Source organism: Allobosea sp. (genome assembly GCF_051860145.1).
Lineage (GTDB): Bacteria > Pseudomonadota > Alphaproteobacteria > Rhizobiales > Beijerinckiaceae > Allobosea.
The window spans coordinates 441,263-461,390 of the sequence record NZ_JBHYEM010000002.1 but is presented as its reverse complement, the minus strand read 5'-3'; the positions used below and the strand labels follow the sequence as shown (position 1 = coordinate 461,390).

General features: G+C 67.6%; 18 protein-coding genes. 12 read left to right on the top strand and 6 right to left on the bottom strand.

The features are described 5' to 3' along the window. Nucleotide 1: 1 nt before the first annotated feature. The 4 genes from ACTIF2_RS05475 to ACTIF2_RS05460 are packed head-to-tail and all read right to left on the bottom strand — an operon-like array spanning nucleotide 2 to nucleotide 3,818. On the bottom strand, nucleotides 2–823 hold the full coding sequence (locus ACTIF2_RS05475; protein WP_439496028.1) for a carbohydrate ABC transporter permease: 822 nt from the start codon (nucleotides 821–823) through the stop codon (nucleotides 2–4). After that, a complete protein-coding gene (locus tag ACTIF2_RS05470; protein WP_439496027.1) occupies nucleotides 820–1,749 on the bottom strand; it encodes a carbohydrate ABC transporter permease in 930 nt (309 codons plus the stop codon). The genes ACTIF2_RS05475 and ACTIF2_RS05470 overlap by 4 nt, the downstream gene beginning before the upstream one ends. 16 nt (nucleotides 1,750–1,765) lie before the next feature. Then, nucleotides 1,766–3,067: an ABC transporter substrate-binding protein gene (locus ACTIF2_RS05465; protein ID WP_439496026.1), complete on the bottom strand. Its 1,302-nt coding sequence runs from the start codon at nucleotides 3,065–3,067 to the stop codon at nucleotides 1,766–1,768. Between the two features lie 52 nt (nucleotides 3,068–3,119). Beyond that, a complete protein-coding gene (locus tag ACTIF2_RS05460) occupies nucleotides 3,120–3,818 on the bottom strand; it encodes a FadR/GntR family transcriptional regulator (RefSeq protein ID WP_439496025.1) in 699 nt (232 codons plus the stop codon). Nucleotides 3,819–3,904: 86 nt separating this feature from the next. Between ACTIF2_RS05460 and ACTIF2_RS05455 the strand changes: the two genes are divergently transcribed. The 12 genes from ACTIF2_RS05455 to ACTIF2_RS05400 all read left to right on the top strand — a co-directional run bounded on the left by ACTIF2_RS05455 (nucleotide 3,905) and on the right by ACTIF2_RS05400 (nucleotide 18,420). Beyond that, the gene (locus tag ACTIF2_RS05455; RefSeq protein WP_439496024.1) at nucleotides 3,905–5,107 is read left to right on the top strand and encodes an enolase C-terminal domain-like protein; all 1,203 of its coding nucleotides are present in this window, start codon (nucleotides 3,905–3,907) and stop codon (nucleotides 5,105–5,107) included. A 75-nt stretch (nucleotides 5,108–5,182) separates the two neighbouring features. Beyond that, nucleotides 5,183–6,880: a GMC family oxidoreductase gene (locus ACTIF2_RS05450; protein ID WP_439496023.1), complete on the top strand. Its 1,698-nt coding sequence runs from the start codon at nucleotides 5,183–5,185 to the stop codon at nucleotides 6,878–6,880. Nucleotides 6,881–7,067: 187 nt separating this feature from the next. Next, nucleotides 7,068–8,000, top strand: coding sequence for a dihydrodipicolinate synthase family protein (locus ACTIF2_RS05445; protein ID WP_439496022.1), 933 nt, complete (start codon nucleotides 7,068–7,070; stop codon nucleotides 7,998–8,000). Further along, nucleotides 7,997–9,172, top strand: coding sequence for a mandelate racemase/muconate lactonizing enzyme family protein (locus ACTIF2_RS05440; RefSeq protein ID WP_439496021.1), 1,176 nt, complete (start codon nucleotides 7,997–7,999; stop codon nucleotides 9,170–9,172). Before ACTIF2_RS05445 ends, ACTIF2_RS05440 begins: the two co-directional genes overlap by 4 nt. A gap of 61 nt (nucleotides 9,173–9,233) precedes the next feature. Further along, a complete protein-coding gene (locus ACTIF2_RS05435) occupies nucleotides 9,234–10,487 on the top strand; it encodes an ABC transporter substrate-binding protein (RefSeq protein ID WP_439496020.1) in 1,254 nt (417 codons plus the stop codon). Between the two features lie 189 nt (nucleotides 10,488–10,676). Then, nucleotides 10,677–11,585, top strand: coding sequence for a carbohydrate ABC transporter permease (locus tag ACTIF2_RS05430; RefSeq protein ID WP_439496019.1), 909 nt, complete (start codon nucleotides 10,677–10,679; stop codon nucleotides 11,583–11,585). Nucleotides 11,586–11,596: 11 nt separating this feature from the next. Further along, nucleotides 11,597–12,427, top strand: coding sequence for a carbohydrate ABC transporter permease (locus ACTIF2_RS05425; RefSeq protein ID WP_439496018.1), 831 nt, complete (start codon nucleotides 11,597–11,599; stop codon nucleotides 12,425–12,427). A gap of 16 nt (nucleotides 12,428–12,443) precedes the next feature. Then, nucleotides 12,444–13,562, top strand: a complete 1,119-nt coding sequence (locus ACTIF2_RS05420; RefSeq protein WP_439496017.1) for an ABC transporter ATP-binding protein — start codon at nucleotides 12,444–12,446, stop codon at nucleotides 13,560–13,562. Beyond that, nucleotides 13,559–14,548: an NAD-dependent epimerase/dehydratase family protein gene (locus ACTIF2_RS05415; protein ID WP_439496016.1), complete on the top strand. Its 990-nt coding sequence runs from the start codon at nucleotides 13,559–13,561 to the stop codon at nucleotides 14,546–14,548. Before ACTIF2_RS05420 ends, ACTIF2_RS05415 begins: the two co-directional genes overlap by 4 nt. Continuing rightward, the gene (locus ACTIF2_RS05410) at nucleotides 14,488–16,236 is read left to right on the top strand and encodes an SMP-30/gluconolactonase/LRE family protein (protein WP_439496015.1); all 1,749 of its coding nucleotides are present in this window, start codon (nucleotides 14,488–14,490) and stop codon (nucleotides 16,234–16,236) included. The genes ACTIF2_RS05415 and ACTIF2_RS05410 overlap by 61 nt, the downstream gene beginning before the upstream one ends. Then, nucleotides 16,233–16,997: an SDR family NAD(P)-dependent oxidoreductase gene (locus ACTIF2_RS05405; protein ID WP_439496014.1), complete on the top strand. Its 765-nt coding sequence runs from the start codon at nucleotides 16,233–16,235 to the stop codon at nucleotides 16,995–16,997. The genes ACTIF2_RS05410 and ACTIF2_RS05405 overlap by 4 nt, the downstream gene beginning before the upstream one ends. Nucleotides 16,998–17,001: 4 nt before the next feature. Then, a complete protein-coding gene (locus ACTIF2_RS05400) occupies nucleotides 17,002–18,420 on the top strand; it encodes an FAD-binding oxidoreductase (RefSeq protein WP_439496013.1) in 1,419 nt (472 codons plus the stop codon). A 15-nt stretch (nucleotides 18,421–18,435) separates the two neighbouring features. Here the strand turns inward: ACTIF2_RS05400 and ACTIF2_RS05395 are convergent, their stop codons facing one another. Together ACTIF2_RS05395 and ACTIF2_RS05390 are read right to left on the bottom strand one after the other, a co-directional pair. Beyond that, complete coding sequence (locus tag ACTIF2_RS05395; protein ID WP_439496012.1) at nucleotides 18,436–19,230, bottom strand: GntR family transcriptional regulator; 795 nt, start codon at nucleotides 19,228–19,230, stop codon at nucleotides 18,436–18,438. Nucleotides 19,231–19,350: 120 nt separating this feature from the next. Continuing rightward, nucleotides 19,351–20,109: an SDR family NAD(P)-dependent oxidoreductase gene (locus ACTIF2_RS05390; protein ID WP_439496011.1), complete on the bottom strand. Its 759-nt coding sequence runs from the start codon at nucleotides 20,107–20,109 to the stop codon at nucleotides 19,351–19,353. Nucleotides 20,110–20,128 lie beyond the last annotated feature (19 nt).

Here is a 20,128-nt window from a genome sequence, read left to right as displayed (position 1 = left end):
GTCACCCTTTGACCGAGCCTTCGGCGAAGCCGCCGATCAGGTAGCGGCGATAGACGAGGAACAACGTGACGGGCGGCAGCGTGGCGATGACGACGCCGGCCATCAGCGCCCCCCAATCGCGGCCATGGAAGCCCTGGAAGAAGATCAGCGCGACCGGCAGGGTCCGCAGATCGGGCGATTCGATCATGGTCGTCGCGGTGATGTAGTCGTTCCAGGAATAGAGGAAGCCGAAGGCGGCCGCCGCGATCAAAGCCGGGCGCGCGCCGGGCAGGATGACCTTCCAGACCGCCTCGAACCTTGAATAGCCATCGACCAGCGCGGCCTGTTCCAGCTCGCGCGGCATCGCCGCGAAATGCGCCCGCGTCATCCAGACCGCGAAGGGGATGACATGCGCGGCATAGAGGATCGGCAAAGCCAGCCTGGTGTCGAACAGGCCGAGATTGACGAAGACGATCTGGGTCGGGAGCAGCAGCGCGTAGCTCGGGATCGCCATCACGCCCATGAACAGGACGAGGAGCAGCTTCTTGCCGGGGATCGGATAGCGCACCAGCGCGTAGCCGGCGACGGCGCCGATCGCGACCGCGGCTGCCACGGCGCTCACCGAATAGAGCGCGCTGTTGAGGAAGCTCCAGTGGACGCCTTCGGCGAGCAGCCGGCGGAAATGCTCCAGCGACGGCTCGTCCGGGATCCAGCGCGGCGGTACCGCGAAGATGTGGCTGTTCGATTTCAGCGAGGTCGAGAGCGCCCAGAAGATCGGACCGAGCACGATGACGGCCGCCACAGCGCAGGCGGCGAGCAGCAAGATGCGGCCAGGCGTTTTCATGCCGCGCCTCCGGACTTGCCGCCGAGCAGCCTGACATAGCCGACGATCAGCACGAGATTGATCAGGAACATGATGACGGCGATGGCGTTGCCGCGCCCCTGATCCAGCTCGACGAAGCCGGTGAGGTAGAGCTGGTAGCCGAGCGTCGTGGTCGAGCGGATCGGGCCGCCGGAGGTCAGGCCGATGATGACCTGGACCTCGTTGAAATAGCTGATCGTCAGCATCGACAGCACGATCAGGATCGAGGGCGCGAGCAGCGGCAAGGTGATGCGCTGGAAGCGCTCGAGCACGGTGAGCCCATCGACGGAGGCGGCGCGGTAAAGATCCTTGGGGATCTGCCCGAGCCCGGCGGTCAGGATGATCGCGGCGAAGGCGAAGGTCCGCCAGACCGCGACCGCGATCACGGTCGGCATCGCATAGACCGGGTCGGAGAGCAGATTGACCGGCGCGGCGCCGAAGAGCGCGAGCAGGCTGGCGAAGAGCCCGCCGGGCGAGGGCAGCAGGATCCATTTCCACAATAGCGCGACGACGATCGGGCTCATCGCCCAGGGCACGAGCAGCAGGGTCAGCAGGATGCGCCCGCGCGCGCCGAGTTCGCGCACGGCGAGCGCCGCGAGCAGCGCCAGTGGCACCGCGAGGCCGAGCGCGCCGAAGGTGAAGACGAGCGAGCGGCCGATCGCCTGCCAGGTCAGCGGATCGGCGAAGAGCGCGCTGAAATTGGCGAGGCCGACATAGCCCTCGTCGCCGAAGAAGAAGATCTTCCGCAGGCTCGAATAGAAGCCGAACAGTGCCGGCAGGATGTTGATGGCGACGATCACGGCGACAGCCGGGCCGACGAGCGCCGTCCCGACGCGGCGCGTCGCCCGCGCCGCGTCCTCCACCGAACGCAGCGGGATGCGCTGCGTGCTTGCCGTCATTTCGGTCATGGCTTGATGGTCCTGCTCACCAGCCGAGCGTGGACTTGGCGCGCGCCAGGACGGCAGGAACCGCCTCGTCCGTCCCGATGATCTCCTGCAGCGAGGTGTTGAGCACCGTGAAGATCTTGGTGATGTCCGGCACGCGCTGCGGGAAGACGAAGGCGCCCTTGCCGGAGAGCAGCTTGAAGAACTCCGCGGTGACCGCGGCCGCCGGCGTCTGGAACCAGGGATCGGACATCACCGAGCGCCGGTCCGGGATCAGGCTCGCCTCCTTGGCCCATTTCATCGAGGCCTCGGGGCTGTAGAGCGTCTCCAGGAAGGCGACGGCTGCGGGTTTGTTCTGCGAGGTGGCGGCGAGGCCGACGGTCCAGTACGGGCCGAGCAGGACGGCCGGCGGGCGCCCTTCAAAGGACGGCCAGGCGCAAGGAGCCAGCTCCTTGGGATCATAGGCGGCGGCGATCTTCTGATATTGCTGGAAGCGCGGCGCGAAGGCCTGGGCCATGGCGAAGCGGCCGGCGGCGAACTGGTCCTGGATATCGTCGCCCATGGCGTTGAGCAGCGTCTTCGAGACGGCCCCGCCCGCGACCAGCTTGCGCACCGTCTGGGCAGTCTCGACAGCCTGCGGCCCGGTGAGGTCGAGCTTGCCGGTGGCCGGATCGAAGATCTCCGGCCCGAAACCCGACATGATGTTGATGAAGGCCGAGACGCTGTTGTCGCTGGTCGGCAGGCCGAAGCCGATGCGGTTGCCCTTGCTGAGCTTGGCCGCGGCCTCGACGAAGCCGCCCCATTCGAGCGGCGGTTCGCTGAGGCCGATCTCGCGCAGGGCGTCCTTGCGATAGAAGATGATCTGCGCCGGCGAGGGCCAGAGCGGCAGCGAGACACGCTTGCCGTTGAAGACGGATTTCCGGGTGAAGACGTCGAACATGTCGGGCAGGGCCTGCTGCCGGAATTGCGGCGTCAGCTCCTGGTCGAGGTCGGCGAGCCCGTTGCGGTCGACCACCAGGCTGAGGAAGGTGTCGCGCAGCCAGACGAGGTCGGGCGCGCGGCGCTGCGCCACTGCCGCGACGAACTTGGTCTCGAGTTCCTGGAAGGGCTGGGCCTCGACCACGACGCGCGTCTTGTGCTTGGCTTGGAACTCGTCGATCAGCGCCTTGAAGACCTTCTCGCGCGGCGACTGGCCCTCCGCGCTCATGAAGGTCCAGATCCGGATCGAATCGGCGGACTGGGCAAGGCCGGTGCGGCTGATGAACGGCATCGCGACACCCGCCGCGAGCGCGCCCGTCAGCGCCTGCCTGCGATCGAAATACCTGCCGAGATCCTTCGTCATGGGTCACCCTCCCTGGCTGATTTCTTGTTAAGTTGTCATACTGCCTTGATCGTCAGAGCTTCAGCGAGCTCAGCACGCGGGCCCGCCCGTTGAGGAGATGCCGGCGCACGGCGGCGCGCGCGAGATCGGGCCGCTGCTCGGCGATTGCGGCGATGATCTCGCCATGCTCGACGGCGATGATCTCGCGCCGCTCGGTCAATGTGAGGATGCCGCGCTCGCCGGTGAACTTGCTCCAGCGGAAGATATGGGCGGCAAGCGCACCGACGGCGTCGAGCAGTTTTGGATTGCGGGCGCCGATCGCGATGGCACGGTGGAAGGCCGCATCCTCCGCCTCCGCCTGCCCCGTCGCGAGCTTGCCGAGCAAGGCATCCTGAGCCCGGCGCATCTCCGCAAGATCCTCCTCACGCCGCCTTTCCGCCGACAGGGCCGCGACTTCGCTCTCCAGCGCGACGCGGAACTCGTGCCAGTCGATCAGGTCCTGCACCGAGTCGATCGCCGAGAGCCGCACCATCTCGGCCGAGACGCCCGCGGACACGAAGCTGCCCGAGCCGCGGCGCGAAACCGCGCGACCTTCGGCGCGCAGCCGCGCCAGCGCCTCGCGGATGCTGGTCCGTGACAGGCCGAGACGATCGACGAACTCGCTCTCCGACGGCAGGCGCGCGCCCTCGCCGAGATCCTCGCGCTCGATATAGGCGAGGAGGTGCCGGTAGGCGGCATCCGCCCTGCTTTCCTGATCGTTTGCGCTGTCCATTGACGCGCTCCAAGTTATAGGACTAATTAAATAGTAGTCAGACAACTTTGCGTTGGCAAGCGAATTGATCGCGGAGGAGCCGGAACATGGCGGGTGGGACGGGAACGCGGCCTGGAAGCCGGATCGCGCGGGTCGAGCTGCACGAGTTCGGCTATACGGTGGACAATCTCGGCGTCGACGCGAGCGGCAACCGCTGCGTGATGAAGGGCGCGAAGAGCGAGCTCTCGGCCTTCGCCGTCGTCATCGAGACCGTCGATGGCGAGCGCGGCGAGTATTGCAGCGTCCATAGCGGCAAGAACGGCGTGATGGTCGGGCAGGTGCGCGGGCTCGTGCCGCATCTGCTCGGCGAGGACGCCGAGGCGCGCGAGGCGATCTACAACAAGCTCAAGCGCCTGCACCGGCATTTCATGGCTGTCGGCCATTCGGCGCTCGACATCGCGCTCTGGGATCTGGCGGGCAAGTCCGCAGGCAAGCCGGTCTGGCGCATGCTCGGCGGTTATCGCGAGCGGCTGCCGGTCTATGCCAGCACGCTGAACGGTGGCCGGCACGGCATCCTCGACAGCAAGGAGGCCTATGGCGATTTCGCCGAGCAATGCCTCGCGCTGGGCTATCGCGGCTTCAAGATCCATGGCTGGGGCGAGGGCGACGCCCGCGAGGAGGCCGAGAACCTGCTGCATTGCGCCAGGCAGGTCGGCGGCCGGATGACGCTGATGTACGACGCGGCGAGCGAGCTCAAGACCTTCGCCGACGCCATCCATGTCGGCAAGGCCTGCGACGAGGGCGGCTATTATTGGTACGAGGACCCGTTCATGGATGCCGGCTGGTCGCCCCATGCCGCGCGCCAGCTCAAGGAACATGTCAAGACGCCGCTGCTGCTCACCGAGCATGTCCGGGGCCTGGAGGCGAAGGCGCCCTGGATCACGGAGCGCGCCACCGATTTCACCCGCACCGATCCCGATTACGACATGGGCATCACCGGCGCGATGAAGATCGCCCATCTCTCCGAGGCCTTCGGGCTGGATTGCGAGATCCATGCGGCCGGGCCGGCGCAGCGCCATTGCATGGCCGCGATGCGCAACAGCAACTGGTACGAGCTCTCGCTGGTGGCGCCCGGCGTGCGCAATCCCGTGCCGCCGGTCTTCGGCTCGGGCTATAGCGACGAGCTCGATGCGATCGGCGCCGATGGCTGCTTCCCGGTGCCGACCGATCCCGGCCTCGGCGTCGCCTATGACTGGGATTTCATCAGCCGCAACCGCAAGGCGCTCCAAGTCTTCACGCTGGAAAAATAGCGTCTTCATGCTCGAGAAATAGCGCGAAGGCGGCGGCTTCTTCCGTTCTCAGGAACATCGCTCGGGGATTACGGCATGGCACCCGTATGGGATTTCATCATCGTCGGCGGCGGCTCTGCCGGTTCCGTGCTGGCGAGCCGGTTGTCGGCACGCAGCGCGAACCGCGTGCTTCTGCTGGAGGCGGGACAGGACCATCTGCCCGGCCAGGAGCCGGACGAGATCAAGGACGTCTATCCCTACCGGGCCTCCTTCAACCCGGCCTATCAATGGCAGGGACTCAAGGTCTATTTCGAGCCGCTCTCGCATAACGATCCGCGGCGGCCGGCGTTGAAGAACTATGGCCAGGCCAGGGTGATGGGCGGCGGGTCGAGCATCAATGGCGAACTCGGCAACCGCGGCACGCCCGACGACTACGACGAATGGGCCACGCTTGGCGCCGCCGGCTGGGACTGGGACGGCGTCCTGCCCTATTTCCGCAAGCTCGAATCCGATCTCGACCATGACGGGCCGCTGCATGGCGCCGACGGGCCGATCAAGATCAGCAGGGTCTTTCCCGACCTTTGGCCCGGTTTTACCAGGGCCGCTTCCGATGCCTTCGAGCGGCTCGGCTATCGCAATATCGGCGATCAGAATGCCTGTTTCGACGATGGCTGGTTCCCGATGGCGCTCTCGACCAACCGGCATCAGCGCAGTTCGGCGGCGATGGGCTATCTCGACGCCGCCGTCCGGGCGCGACCGAACCTGACCATCCGGGCGAACGCGGCCGTGTCGCGGATCGTGATCGAGGATGGCCGGGCGGTCGGGGTCGAGTTCGCGGGCGAGGTGCTGCGCGGGCGCGAGATCGTCATTGCGGCCGGCGCGCTGCAATCGCCGGCGATGCTCCTGCGCGCCGGCATCGGCCCGGCAAACGACCTCAAGGGTCTCGGCATCGCGGTGGTTCGCGATCTGCCCGGCGTCGGCGCCAATCTCCAGGAGCATCCGGCGATCTCGATGTCGGCCTGGATCAGGCCGGGCGCCCGCATGGGCGAGACGCCGCGGCGGCATGTACAGATGGCGCTGCGCTACACTTCGAGCGAGGCTGGCAGCCCGGCAAACGACATGTTCACGGTCGTCGTCGCCAAATCGGCCTGGCATCCGATCGGCCGGCGGATCGGCTCGCTGTTCAGCTGGATCAACAAGCCTTATTCGCAGGGCTGGGTTCGGCTGACATCTCCAGAGGCGTCGGCTTACCCGGAAGTGGCCTTCCAGCTCCTTTCGGACGAGCGCGACTTCCGGCGCATGAAGGCGGCCTTCCGTTTCATGGCGACCGCCTTCGCGACGCCGGAGATGCAGAAGGCCGCGCTCGATCCCTTCGCCTCGACCCATGGCGCGATGGCGGCGATGGTCGGCGCGATCAACTGGCGCAACTGGCTTCTCACAATGGCTCCGGCGCTCGGCATGGACGGCCCGGCGGGGTTGCGCCGCCAGATCATCGGGCGCCTGCTCGCTCCCGGCAGCAGGCTGGCCGCAGTCCTCGCCGACGAGGACTTGCTCGATCACACCGTGCGCAAGCACACGATCGGCGGCTGGCACGCTTCGGGCACCTGCCGGATGGGCCCGGCCGAGGACCGGCTTGCCGTCGTCGATCCCGCCACCGCACGGGTCCATGGCGTGCCCGGGCTCAGTGTCGTCGATGCCTCGATCATGCCGAGCGTGCCGCGCGCCAACACCAATCTGCCGACCATCATGCTGGCCGAGAAGATGGCCGACGCGATCCTCGATCGCCGCGCCTAGCGCAGGCGCGAGGCCGGCGGAACGCCGCCGGCTCGCCGCTCAACGCGATATCGCCGACCTTTTCCAGAGCGCGGTCCTGCGGCCGGCGCTGCTCGCCATGCTGCGGCTTGACGCCAATGCATCCTACGAATTATGGTCCATATTAGATAACAATTGATCCATTATATGGATCGATAGGGAGCGAGACGTGCTGCAAGGCATTCTTCCAGTGCTGCCGACGCCGTTCACGGCGGCGGGCGAGATCGATAGGGCGGCGATGGCGCGGGTGACCGATTTCGCGCTCGGCGCCGGCGTCGACGGCGTGGTGTTTCCGGGCTTCGCCAGCGAGGTCGACGAGCTCTCCGCCAGCGAGCGTGCGACGCTGCTGAAGCTCGTCGTCGGACGGGTCGGCGGCCGGGTGCCGATCGTCGCCGGTGCGAGCGCGCCGAGCGCCGTCGAGGCCATCACGCATTGCCGCGAAGCCCTCGCCAACGGCGTCGCGACCGTGATGATCCAGGCGCCGAAGAGCGTCGGCACGACCACCGAAGCGGTGTCGGCCTTCTATCGCGAGATCGCGGCGGCGGTGCCCGGCCTCGAAATCGTGCTGCAGAACGCGCCGGCTCCGCGCGGCTCCGGCCTGAAGCCCGACACCATTCTGGAGATCGTGCGCGGCAATCCGGCGGTCACCTATGTCAAGGAAGAGACGCTGCCCTCCGGGCTGGCGATCTCGGCGCTCGTCGCCGGCAAGCCGGCCCATCTCAAGGGCGTCATCGGCGGCGGCGGGGCGCGCTATTTCATCGACGAGTATAATCGCGGCGCCTGCGGCGCGATGCCGGCGGTCGAGCTGGCGGATGTGCATGTCGCCATGGACCGGGCCTACCGTGCCGGCGATGTCGGGAAGGCGCGCGAGCTCTACATGCGCACGCTGCCGCTGCTGGTCATCCAGGCGAATTTCCGCATGGCCTTCACCAAGCATGTCCTGTCGCGGCGTGGTATTCTCGACAACCGGATGGTGCGCGCGAAGGTGCCGCCGATGGACGACCACGACATCGCCGAGATCGATGCCTGGCTCGATGCGAGCGCCGATCTGATGCGCGAAACGGCGCCGCCGCGGGCGCTCGCCGCCGGAGCGCGCGGATGAGCGAACGGGTCGCCAGGGTCGAGGTCTTCTCGATCACCATTCCGCGCGAGACGCCCTATCTCGGCGCGCTGCGGCCGGGCGAGAGCGTCAACGAGCGCGGCTATATCGTGCGCAAGGGAAACCGGACCGTCTATCCCACCGTGGACCGCACGGTCGTGGTGCGGATCGAGACGACGGGCGGCGCGGTCGGCTGGGGCGAGACCTATGGCATCGTCGCGCCGGGCGCCGCCATGGCGATCATCGACGATCTGCTCGCGCCCTTCGTCGTCGGACGCGACCCGCACGACGTCTGCGTGATCCATGACGATCTCTACGATTTGATGCGGGTTCGCGGCTATATCGGCGGCTTCTATCTCGACGCGCTGGCGGCGATCGACATCGCGCTGTGGGACCTGTGCGGGAAACTGGCGAACCTGCCGCTGGTCAAGCTGCTCGGCGGCCAGCGGCATGAGGCCCTGCCGGCCTATGTCTCGGGCCTGCCGAAGAAGACCCGCGCTGAGCGCGCCGATTTCGCGGCCGAATGGCAGGCAAAGGGCTTCGACAGCTTCAAGTTTGCGGCACCGGTCGCCGATGACGGCAATGTCGCCGAGATCGCGACCTTGCGCGAGCGGCTCGGGCCCGGTGCCCGTATCGCTTGCGACATGCATTGGGTCCATACCGGCGAGGAGGCCGTTGTGGCGATCAAGGCGATGGAGCCGCACGGGCTCTGGTTCGCCGAAGCGCCGGTCAAGCCGGAGGATCTCGACGGGCTCGCCCATGTCGCCGCGCGCGTTTCGACGCCTGTCGCGGCGGGCGAGGAATGGCGCACGGTCTACGATCTCGTGCCACGCGTGGCACGCCGGGCCTGCGCCATCGTCCAGCCCGAGATGGGCCACAAGGGCGTGACGGAGTTCATGCGTATCGGGCTCTATGCGCAGATCCATCATCTGCGGGTGATCCCGCATGCCACGATCGGCATCGGCCTGTTCCTGGCGGCGAGCCTGCATGCGAGCTCGGCGCTCGCCGCGGTGGAATGCCACGAGTTCCAGCACTCGATCTTCGAGCCCAACCGCCGGCTGCTCGTCGGCGACATGGATTGTCGTGACGGAGCCTATTGCCTGCCGAGCGGGCCGGGCCTCGGTGTCGAGCCGTCGGAGGAGGCGCTCGGCCTGCTGCAGAAACACCAATCATAAAAGCGAAAAGGGAGGAAAGACCATGTCTTCCAAGAGCATCTCTTCCAGGAGATTGACCCGCATGGCGGCGGCCGCCGCCTTCGCATTGGCGGCGACGTTCGGCTCCGGCGTGGCCCTTGCCCAGGGCAAGGTGCTGAAATTCGTCTCCTGGCAGAAGGACGAGCGCGGCGTCGGCGACTGGTGGGGCTCGGTGATCAAGGAGTTCGAGGCCACCCATCCCGGCATCAAGATCGAATGGACCAAGGTAGAGCGCGGCGCCTATGCCGACACGATGACGACGCTGTTTGCCGGCGGGAAGCCGCCCGACATCGTCCATCTCGCCTCCTTCGAGTTCCAGAAATTCGCGGATAATGGCTGGCTGGAGCCGCTGGACGGCTACATCAAGGACGCCAAGCTCGACATGAAGGGCTGGGCCGGGCAGGACACCTGCGTCTGGAACAAGCAGACCGTCTGCACCATGATGCTCTATTTCGGCTACATCTTCGCTTACAACGAGGATCTGCTGAAGAAAGAGGGGCTCGAAGTCCCGAAGAACTACGCGGAATTCCTCGCCGCGGCGCGCAAGCTGACCAAGGACATCAACGGCGATGGCATCGTCGACCAGTTCGGTACCGGCCACGAGACCAAGGGCGGCGGCGGCCAGTACATGAGCGAGATGATGAACTACACGCTCGACGCCGGCGGCCGCTGGACCAATGATGCCGGCAAGGTGACGATCAACACGCCGCAAATGGTCGAAGGCCTGTCGCGCTGGAAGACGATCGTCAAGGACAGCCTGACGCCGCGCGACCTCGCGGCCGGCGAGGTCCGCCAGATGTTCGCAGACGGCCGGATCGCGATGAAGAGCGACGGCCCCTGGCTGTACCCGATCATCCAGAAGGGCAAGGCCAAGGACCAGATCAAGCTCGCCATGGTGCCGTTCAACCCGCCGGTCGGCGGTTCGTCGAACGTGCTCGGCATCGCGTCCGAGATCTCGAAGGAGAACAAGAAGCTGGTCTGGGACTTCATCCAGATCGCGACCTCGGACAAGTTCCAGTCGAGCTATGCGACGCTTGGCGCCTCGCCGCCGCCGAGCCCGCGCGCCGACACCTCGGCCGCGACCAAGGACACGCCGCATTTCGACCTGCTGGTGAAGGCGACGAAGGCTGCCGCCGATGCCAAGGTTGACCGTATCCCCAAGGGCCTGGAGCTCGTCTTCAACGAGTTCGCCAAGATGGTCATGGAGGAATCGCAGCGCATGATCATCCAGGACCTCGACCCCAAGGTCGTCGCCGCGACCATGCAGCAAAAGGCCGAGGCGCTGCAGAAGCAGTAGCGCCCTTCCTTCTCCCCTTGCGGGAGAAGGTGCCCCGAAGGGGCGGATGAGGGGTCGCGCTACCTTGCCCGTCAGCGGGTATCGACCTGTCGAACCGGCAGCGTCGCGAGACCCCTCACCCCAACCCTCTCCCGCAAGGGGAGAGGGGGCAGGTCGCAGCCGCGGCGCCCGGTAGGAGAGTTTTGGACCATGCCCCGATCAGCCTTCAGCCTCGATCTCGCGCGCCCGAGCAGGCGGCACTGGCTCGGCTATCTGCTGCTCGCGCCGGCGGTGCTGCTGATCGGGCTGATCATCGTCTACCCGCTTTTCGTCTCGGTCGATCTCTCGTTCCAGAACGTCAATATCGCCCGGCTCGACCAGCCGCGCCGGCCCTTCACCACCGCGAACTATGCCCGCCTCTTCGCGTCGGAGGATTTCTGGAACGCCTGCTGGGTCACCTTCAAGCTCGTCACCATCGTCAGCTTCTTCTGCTTCCTGCTCGGCATGGCGACGGCGCTGCTGGTCAATAACCGCTTCAAGGGGCAGGCGCTGGCCCGGCTTCTCGTCGCCTTACCCTGGGCGGTGCCGGAGGTGATCGCCGTGGTGATCTTCGCCTGGCTGTTCGATTCCTCCTTCGGCCTGATGAACTGGATCTTCATCAAGCTCGGGCTCGTCGACACCACGATCAACTGGTTCTCGTCGCCGACGGCGGCCTTCGTCGTGGTCTGCGTCACCATGGTCTGGAAGGGCTATCCCTTCGTCTCGATCATGATGCTGGCGGGGCTGCAGTCGATCCCCGAGGATTTCTACAACGCCGCCCGCGTCGATGGCGCCAGCGCCTGGCAGCGGCTGCTGCACATCACGATTCCCTCGCTGATGCCGGTGCTCGGCGTGACGCTGGTCCTGGTGATGCTCTGGGTCTTCCGCGACTTCTCGATCATCTACGTTCTGACTGGCGGCGGGCCGCTGAAGGCGACGCAGAGCCTCTCGATCATGACCTATGAGCAGGCCTTCGGCTTCTTCCGCATGGGCTATGCCTCTGCCATCGGCGTCATCACCCTGATCGTTTGCGTCATCGCGAGCCGGCTGATGATCGGCCGCGCGCCGGACAATATCTGAGGAGGATGCCGATGAGACGCAGCCCGCGCCACAGCCTCCTGCTCTATGCCCTGGTGATCCTGACCTGCGCGATGCTGGTCTTCCCGATCTACTGGCTCGTGGTCACCGCGCTCTCCGAACCGGACCAACTGCGCCAGCTGCCGCCGAAATTCTGGCCGGACCAGCCGCGCTGGGGCGTGTTCGGGCAGATCATGGCCGAGCGGCCGATCCTGCTCTGGCTCGGCAATTCGGCATTGGCGGCGATCGGGGCCGTGACCCTTTCCATGGTCGTCTCGGTGCTGGCCGGCTACAGCCTGTCGCGCTTTAGGGTGCGCGGCGGCCAGTCGCTGGGGCTCTTCATTCTGACCGCCAAGATGCTGCCGGCGACGCTGCTGGTCATCCCGCTCTTCGGCATCTTCCGCAATCTCGAACTGATCGGCAGCCTGTGGTCGATCATCCTTGCCCACGCGACGCTGATCATCCCCTTCACCACCTGGATGCTGAAGGGCTATTTCGACACGATCCCGCGCGAGCTGGAGCAGGCGGCGATGGTCGATGGCTGCTCGCCGCTCGGCGCCATGGTCAGGGTGATCCTGCCCGTCTCGGCGCCGGGCCTGGCGGCGACCGCGCTCTACGGTTTCGTGCTGTCCTGGTCGGACTACGCCTATGCACGCACCTTCCTGACCAACGCCCAGGGCAACTGGACCGCCAATCTCGGCATCACGACGATGAAGGGCGAATATGTCAGCAACTGGAGCGAGATCTCGGCCGCCTCCATCCTCGTCGCGCTGCCGATCCTGCTGATCTACCTCTTCCTCGAACGCTATCTGGTCGGTGGCCTGACGGCCGGCGCCGAGAAATAAGCAACAGGACCCACGCATGGCCGGAATCCGCATCGAGCACGTCACCAAATCCTATGGCGGGCTCACCGTCCTCAAGGACTTTTCCCTCGACATCGCCGACGGCGAGTTCGTCGTGCTGGTCGGCCCGTCCGGCTGCGGCAAGTCGACCATGCTGAAGATCCTGGCCGGGCTCGAGGAAGCCTCCTCCGGCAAGGTCACGATCGGCGCGCGCGACGTCACCGACCTTGCGCCGGGCGACCGCGACATCGCCATGGTCTTCCAGAACTACGCGCTCTATCCGCATCTCACGGTCGCCAGGAACATGGGCTTCGGCCTGAAGATGCGCGGCACCGACGCGGCCGAGATCGACAAGCGCGTCACGGAAGCCGCGAAGATCCTCGGCATCGACCATTTGCTCGACCGGCGCCCGCGCGCGCTGTCGGGCGGCCAGCGCCAGCGCGTCGCGCTCGGCCGGGCGATCGTGCGCGAGCCGCAGGCCTTCCTGATGGACGAGCCGCTCTCCAATCTCGACGCCAAGCTGCGCGTCCATACCCGCGCCGAGATCAGCGCCCTGCACAAGCGCCTCGGCGTCACCACGATCTATGTCACGCATGACCAGACCGAGGCGATGACGATGGCCGACCGCATCGTCATCATGAAGGATGGCGAGATCCAGCAGATCGCCCATCCCGACACGATGTTCCGCGAGCCGGCCAATCTCTTCGTCGCCGGCTTCATCGGCTCGCCGGGAATGAACTTCCTGCAATCGCCGGTGGCGCAGTCGGCCGCTGGCGCGCAGGTCCGCCTTTTCGGCCAGGATGTCAGGCTGCCGGTGAACGCGTCCGCGCTTGCCGGCAAGGATGTCGTGGTCGGCCTGCGGCCGGAGCACATTGCCTCGGGCCCGGGTGCGGTGTCCTTCGAGGTCCAGCCGCGCCTCGTCGAGAGCCTCGGCAGCGAGCAATATGTCTATGTCGACCTGCCGCCCGAGAACCGGGTCGAGACGCAGAATGCCGGCGATGATGACGGGCGCAGGCATTCGCTGATCGCGCGGCTGATCAATCCCGACGGGCGGCCGCCCGGCGAGCGGCTGACGCTCTCCTTCGATCCGGCCAGGCTGCATGTCTTCGACGCCGTCACGCAGGAGGCGATCCGGTGAGCGCTGACACCATCCTCGTCACCGGCAGCGCCGGCCGCGTCGGCTCGAAAACCGCCCGCCGCCTGCTCGAATCAGGGCGAAAGGTCACCGGCTTCGACCTGCGCGCGTCCGGGATCGAGCACCCGGCCTATCGCGAGGTGCTCGGCGGGTTCGACGATCGTGCGGCAGCGGCGGAGGCCGTGCGGGACGCCGGCGCCGTCCTGCATCTCGGCGCCTTCATGTCCTGGCTGCCGGCCGATGGCGACAAGCTCTTCCGCGCCAATGTCGAGGGCACGCGTGTCCTGCTCGAGGAGGCGGCGCGGGTGAAGCCGCGCCGCTTCGTCTTCGCCTCGTCGGGCGAGGTCTATCCCGAGAACGTCCCCGACTACCTCCCGCTCGACGAAGACCATCCGCTGAAGCCGCGCTCGACCTATGGCGTGACCAAGCTTCTGGGCGAGGAGCTCGTCCGCTTCTTCGAGCGCAGCGCCGGCATGCCGGCGACCATCCTGCGCTTCTCGCATACGCAGGACGCCGCCGAGCTGCTCGATCCGGCGAGCTTCTTCTCCGGCCCGCGCTTCTTCCTGCGCCCGAAGATCCGGCAGCAGGAAGGCTTCGGCAACGCCGCCGCCGTCGAGGTGCTCAGGCAGGCCGATGATGGCGGCGAGGCGCTGGTGCTGTCGCGCAACGAGGCGGGCCGGCCCTTCCGGATGCACATCACCGACACCCGCGACATGGTCGAGGGCATCCTGCTCGCGCTCGACCATGAGGGGGCGGCCGGGCGGAGCTACAATCTCGGCGCCACCGAGCCCGTCGATTTCGCCGCCGCGCTGCCACGCATGGCCGAGTTGACGAAACTTCCCCTGAAGACCATCGACCTGCCGGGCGGCGGCGTCTTCTACGAGACGTCCAACGCCAAGATTCGGCGCGAACTGGGATATGAGCCGCGATGGACGTTCGACCGCATGATCGACGAGGCGGTGCAGGCGCGGGCGAAACGCGCGTCCTGACCCCGGACGAGCGCGACGTCCCCACTGGCGCCGCGGCCCTCGCCAAGGGCCTCTACCTGCTCGACGTGATCGGCGAGGCGGCGAGCCCGCCGCGCTTCAAGGATCTGCAGGCCGCGACCGGCCTGCCCAAGGGCACGCTGGCGCGCATGCTCAACACGCTGGTGCTGTTCCGCCTGATCCGGCACGAGGAGAGCGACAGCACCTACCGGCTCGGGCACCGCCTGTTCGAGCTGGCGCACCGGGTCTGGGAATCCTTCGATCTGCGCGGGGCCGCCGCCCCGGTGCTCGAGCGCCTCGCCGAGGAGACGCGCGAGACCGCCGCGCTCTGCGCCATCGACAATGACGAGGTGCTCTATATCGACCAGCGCAGCCGTGGCGGTCCCTTCGGCTTCCGCATTGAGATCGGCCGGCGTGCCCCGTTGCACTGCACGGCCGGCGGCAAGACCCTGCTCGCCTTCGCTCCACCGCACGAGCAGCGCGCGATCTTCGACCGGATCGGGCTCGACGGCTTCACCGGCAGCACGTTCACGCAGGAGGATGCGCTTCTCGCCGATCTCGCGCTCGCCCGGGCGCGCGGCTACGCCGTCTCGCTCGAGGAGCATGTCGCGGGCGTCTCCTCGGTCGCCGCGCCGATCTTCGACCATACCGGCCGCGCCGTCGCGGCGATCGGCGTGTTCGGGCCGAGCTCGCGGCTGACCAGCGACAGGCTGCATGTCACCGGGCGCGATCTCATGGCCGCCGCCCGCCAGATTTCCGGCAATGTCGGAGCGACGCCGATGAACATCACGCCCAGCACCCGCTCCGGGCGCGCCGTCGATCCTGAGGTCGAATGCGTGCTGCCCTGGGGCGCGCATCTGGCGGAGGGCCCGTTCTGGTCGGCGCGGGAAAAGCGGCTCTACTGGGTCGATATCCTCGCGCCGTCGGTGAACCGCTTCGATCCGGTGACGCGCAGCAACGAGGAGGTTGTCCTGCCCCGCCTCGTCAGCGCCGTGATGCCGCGCCGGACCGGCGGGCTCGTCGCGCTGACGCAGGCCGGGCTGGAGGCCTTCGATTTCGCCAGCGGTGCCTTGCAGCCGCTCGCCGACCCGGAGGCCGACATCCCCGACAACCGCTTCAACGACGGCAAATGCGACCGGCAGGGGCGCCTCTGGGCCGGCACGATGCGGCTCGACGCCAGCCGGACCAGCGGCTCGCTCTATGCCGTCGCGCCCGATCTGAGCTGGCAGCGGCGCGAGACCGGGCTGACCGTCGCCAACGGTCTCGACTGGAGCCCGGACGGGCGGACCTTCTATTTCGCCGATTCCGCGCCCGGGCGGATCTACGCCTATGATTTCGACATGGGCTCGGGCCTTCTCGACCGGCGCCGCGTCTTTGCCGAGATCGACCCGGCACTCGGACGGCCCGACGGGCTCGCGGTCGACAGCGCGGGTTTCGTCTGGTGCGCGGTCTGGGACGGCTGGTGCCTGCATCGCTACGCGCCGGACGGCAGGCTGGTGCGCGAGGTCAGCCTTCCCGTGCCGCGCCCGACCAGCATCGCCTTTGGCGGCGACGGCCTGAAGACGCTGTTCATCACCTCGGCGCGGATCAGGCTGCCGTCGCGGGTGCTGGCCGAGGCGCCGTTCTCCGGCGGCCTGTTCACGCTCCCCGTCGACGTTCCGGGGCTTCCGGTCTCGGAGTTCGGCGCGTGAGGCCAGAGGCGATCTATCCCGATCTCGCCGGCAGGTCCGCGCTCGTCACCGGCGGAGCGGACGGCATCGGCAAGGCGATCGTCGAGGCCCTCGCCCGCCAGAAGGCGAAGGTCGCCTTTCTCGATCTCGACCGGGAGCGCGGCGAGGCGCTGGCGGCGCGGCTGATCGGGGAGGGCGCAGAGGTCTCCTTCCATCCCGTCGACCTGCGTGACATCGCCGCGACCCAGGCTGCGATCGCGGCGGCGTGTGCGGTCTGCGGCCCTTTCGCGATCGGCGTCAACAATGCCGGCCATGACGAGCGGCATGGTTTCGACGATGTGACGCCGGACTATTGGGACGATCGCTTCGCCGTGAACCTGCGCCCGCTGATGTTCGTCGCCCAGGCGCTGGCGCCGGACATGCGTGGGCTCGGCGGCGGTTCGCTGATCAACCTGAGCTCGACCTCCTGGATGAAGGGAGCGCCCGGCCTGATCGCCTATGCCACGGCGAAATCGGCGGTGCTCGGCTTCACGCGCTCGCTCGCACGCGAGCTGGGGGCGGAGGGCATCCGCGTCAATTGCGTCACGCCCGGCTGGGTCGTGACCGAGCGCCAGCGCCGGCTGTGGATCACGCCGGAGAAATGGGCGGCCGCCCAGCAGGCGCAGGCGATCAAGGGCGAGATCATGTCGGAGGATATCGCGGCCATGGTGCTGTTCCTCGCCTCCGACGTGTCGCGCATGTGCACGGGGCAGAATTTCATCGTCGATGCCGGTACGGTCTGAAACCATGTCAGCGCTCGCCGCCCTCGAAGCCTCGCTCGATCCTTCCTGCGTGCTCGTCGAACCCGAGGCCATGGCGCCGTTCCTCAGGGACTGGCGCGGGCGCCGCCAGGGACAGGCGCAGGCCGTGCTGCGTCCCCGCAGCGTCGAGGACGTTTCCGCGATCCTGCGCTGGGCCTCGGCGACGCGGACGCCGGTCGTGCCGCAGGGCGGTAATACCGGCTTGTCGGGCGGCGCGACGCCCGATGCGAGCGGCGATGCCGTCGTGCTCTCGCTCGGCCGGCTCAACCGGATCCGCTCGCTCGACAGGGCCGGCGACACATTGACGGCCGAGGCGGGCTGCGTCCTCGCGCATGTCCAGCAGGCTGCCGCCGAGGCCGGCCGGCTGTTTCCGCTCAGCCTGGGCAGCGAAGGCTCCTGCCAGGTCGGCGGCATCGTTGCCACCAATGCCGGCGGCATCAACGTGATCCGCTACGGCACGGTGCGCGATCTGGTGCTCGGCCTCGACTATGTGCGCGCCGACGGAGCCGTGATCCACGGCTCGAAGCCGCTGCGCAAGGACAATGCCGGCTATGCGCTGCGCGACCTGCTGATCGGTTCGGAGGGCACGCTCGCCGTGATCACGGCCGCGACCTTCCGGCTGTTTCCGCAGCCCCGGGCAAGCGCCACCGCGCTCTGCGGCCTCGCCAGCCCGAACGCGGCGATCGCGCTTCTGGCCGCGCTGCGGGAGGTGGCCGGAGAGCGCATCTCGAGCTTCGAGCTGATGTGCGACACCGAGCTGGGCCTGACGCTCGAACTGGTCGCGGGCACGGCCCTTCCGCTCGGCGGGCGCCATCCTTGGTATGTCTTCATCGAGCTTGCCGACAGCGATCCAGAAGCGCCAATCGAAGCGACGTTGACGGCCTGCCTTGCCACGGCGCTGGAGCGGGACCTGCTCTCGGACGCGGTCGTCGCCCATAGCGGCGCTCAGGCCCAGGCGATCTGGCATCTGCGCTTCGCCGTCGCCGAGGCGAACCGGCTCGCCGGCCAGAGCGTGCCGCATGACACGAGCGTGGCGACGGCTGACGTACCCGCCTTCATCGCCGGCGTGGGCGCTGTCGCGGCGGCGCGGTTTCCGGCCGCGCGCCCGCTCTTCGTCGGCCATGTCGGCGACGGCAATATCCACGCCAACCTTCTGTTTCCGAAGGCCTTCTTCCCGGATGCGGCGTCTTATGCCGAGACGGCCGAACGGGTGAACGCGGCCGTCTTCGAGATCGCCGCCCGCCTCGGCGGCAGCATCACCGCGGAGCACGGCATCGGCCGCTCCTTCGTCGGCGCGTTGCGCCGCGCCGCGCAGCCCGAGGCGCTGGAGTTGATGCGCGCGGTGAAGCACGCTTTCGACCCGCTCGGCATCCTCAATCCTGGCGCCGTGCTTGGCGACGATTGAGCCGCACTCACAGGCTCAGCGGGCGATGCCGATCTCGTCGGACCAGATGAAGCCCGGCCGCTTGCCGTTGCGCGTCATCTTCATCTGGTACTCGTAGATGTCCGGCCGGTAGAGCGCCTCCAGGAACTCGACGGGGCGCTGGTTCTGGTCGCGCACGACGCGCTTGATGCAGAGCAGCGCCGCGCCGAACTCGACGCCGAGCCGCGGCGCGGTGTTGGTGTCGGCCAGCTTGGCGGTGATGTTCTGATCGGCCTCCGCGACCCTGACGCCGGCCTTCTCCAGGAGCGAGAGCAGCGGTCTTTCGAGGAGGTCGGCCTCGGCATAGGTCCGGCCGATCGCTTCCGGCACATGGGTGGTCAGGAAGGAGAACGGCGTCGCCTCGTAGCTGCGCACGCGCACGACGCGCTGCACCGTCACGCCCGGCTCGAGCTCCAGCCGCGCGGCGACGTCGGCGGAGGCGGGAACATAGTCGAAGGCGAGCAGCTCGACCTGGGTCTTGAGGCCCATGGCCAGCAGGTTCTCGAGCATGCCGCGCAGGTTGGTGTGGATCGGCGGCGGCGTGATCACCGGCTGGGCGAAGGTGCCCTTGCCGTGGCGGCGCACGATCAGGCCTTCCGAGGCGAGCCGGTCGAGCGCGCGCCGGACGGTGATTCGCGAGACGCTGAAGATCTCCTCGAGCTTGTGCTCGGAGGGCATCGCCTCGCCGGTCTTGAAATCCCCGTCCATGATCTGCTGCCGCAGGACGACATAAAGCTGGTGATGCAGGGGCGCTGCGATCTCCTGCCTGTTGTCGATGAGTCGGCTCGCCATCAGCGTGTTTCCCGATTGTCCCAGCATCTCTACTGCGCCCGTGTGCACGCCAAACTGGCAGATAGTCTAAGGTTGCCCGCCGATCTTGTCATGTCAGCATGACAAGATCGGAGGCGCCACTCATGAGGCCGTGACGCCGCCGTCGACGCACAGGATCTGGCCCGTGATGAAGGACGCGGCCGGCGAGATCAGGAAGCGGATCGCGGCCGCCACCTCGCCCGGCTCGCCGAAGCGGCCGAGCGGGATCGAGGCGAGCATGCGTTCCGACCGTCCCGGATCCTCGCGTGCCACCTGCGTCATCGGCGTCGCGATCGGGCCCGGCGCCACGGCATTGACGCGGATCGCGCGCGGCGCGAGTTCGAGAGCCAGCGCCTTGGCGAGGCCGTTCAGCCCGGCCTTCGACGCGGCATAGGCCGCGGCCCTGGCATGGCCGATGATGCCGATCTGGCTCGAGACGAAGACGATGGCGCCGCCGCCCTGCATCGCCCGGCCGCATTCGCGCGCCAGGATGAAGCCGGCGGTGAGATTGATGTCGAGCGTCCGCCGCCAGTCCTCGTCCTCGGTTTCGAGGCCTGCCCGATGCTCGAAGATGCCGGCGCTGGAGACGAACCCGTCGATCGCTCCAAGCCGCTCGATCGCCGTACCTGCGACACGGACGGACTGATCCGTGTCGCTCAGGTCGGCGGCCAGCACGTCGTCGGCAGAAAGCCCGGCCGCTGTTCCGTCGCCAAGCAGCCGCGCCCGTTCCGCCTCGTCGCGGACCAGCGCGACGCAGGTCGCGCCGTCGCTGAGCGCCATCTGCAGGAAGGCGCGCCCGATGCCCGAACCTGCCCCCGAGATCAGCAGGCGACGACCGGCCAGACTTGTATTACTTGTCATATCCGCTTGCCCCTTTCGA

Bases quoted from the DNA above. Each gene is read 5' to 3' on its own strand.
- ACTIF2_RS05475 (WP_439496028.1), bottom strand. From the start codon at position 823: ATGAAAACGCCTGGCCGCATCTTGCTGCTCGCCGCCTGCGCTGTGGCG.
- ACTIF2_RS05470 (WP_439496027.1), bottom strand. From the start codon at position 1,749: ATGACCGAAATGACGGCAAGCACGCAGCGCATCCCGCTGCGTTCGGTG.
- ACTIF2_RS05465 (WP_439496026.1), bottom strand. From the start codon at position 3,067: ATGACGAAGGATCTCGGCAGGTATTTCGATCGCAGGCAGGCGCTGACG.
- ACTIF2_RS05460 (WP_439496025.1), bottom strand. From the start codon at position 3,818: ATGGACAGCGCAAACGATCAGGAAAGCAGGGCGGATGCCGCCTACCGG.
- ACTIF2_RS05455 (WP_439496024.1), top strand. From the start codon at position 3,905: ATGGCGGGTGGGACGGGAACGCGGCCTGGAAGCCGGATCGCGCGGGTC.
- ACTIF2_RS05450 (WP_439496023.1), top strand. From the start codon at position 5,183: ATGGCACCCGTATGGGATTTCATCATCGTCGGCGGCGGCTCTGCCGGT.
- ACTIF2_RS05440 (WP_439496021.1), top strand. From the start codon at position 7,997: ATGAGCGAACGGGTCGCCAGGGTCGAGGTCTTCTCGATCACCATTCCG.
- ACTIF2_RS05435 (WP_439496020.1), top strand. From the start codon at position 9,234: ATGGCGGCGGCCGCCGCCTTCGCATTGGCGGCGACGTTCGGCTCCGGC.
- ACTIF2_RS05430 (WP_439496019.1), top strand. From the start codon at position 10,677: ATGCCCCGATCAGCCTTCAGCCTCGATCTCGCGCGCCCGAGCAGGCGG.
- ACTIF2_RS05425 (WP_439496018.1), top strand. From the start codon at position 11,597: ATGAGACGCAGCCCGCGCCACAGCCTCCTGCTCTATGCCCTGGTGATC.
- ACTIF2_RS05420 (WP_439496017.1), top strand. From the start codon at position 12,444: ATGGCCGGAATCCGCATCGAGCACGTCACCAAATCCTATGGCGGGCTC.
- ACTIF2_RS05410 (WP_439496015.1), top strand. From the start codon at position 14,488: ATGGACGTTCGACCGCATGATCGACGAGGCGGTGCAGGCGCGGGCGAA.
- ACTIF2_RS05400 (WP_439496013.1), top strand. From the start codon at position 17,002: ATGTCAGCGCTCGCCGCCCTCGAAGCCTCGCTCGATCCTTCCTGCGTG.
- ACTIF2_RS05395 (WP_439496012.1), bottom strand. From the start codon at position 19,230: ATGGCGAGCCGACTCATCGACAACAGGCAGGAGATCGCAGCGCCCCTG.
- ACTIF2_RS05390 (WP_439496011.1), bottom strand. From the start codon at position 20,109: ATGACAAGTAATACAAGTCTGGCCGGTCGTCGCCTGCTGATCTCGGGG.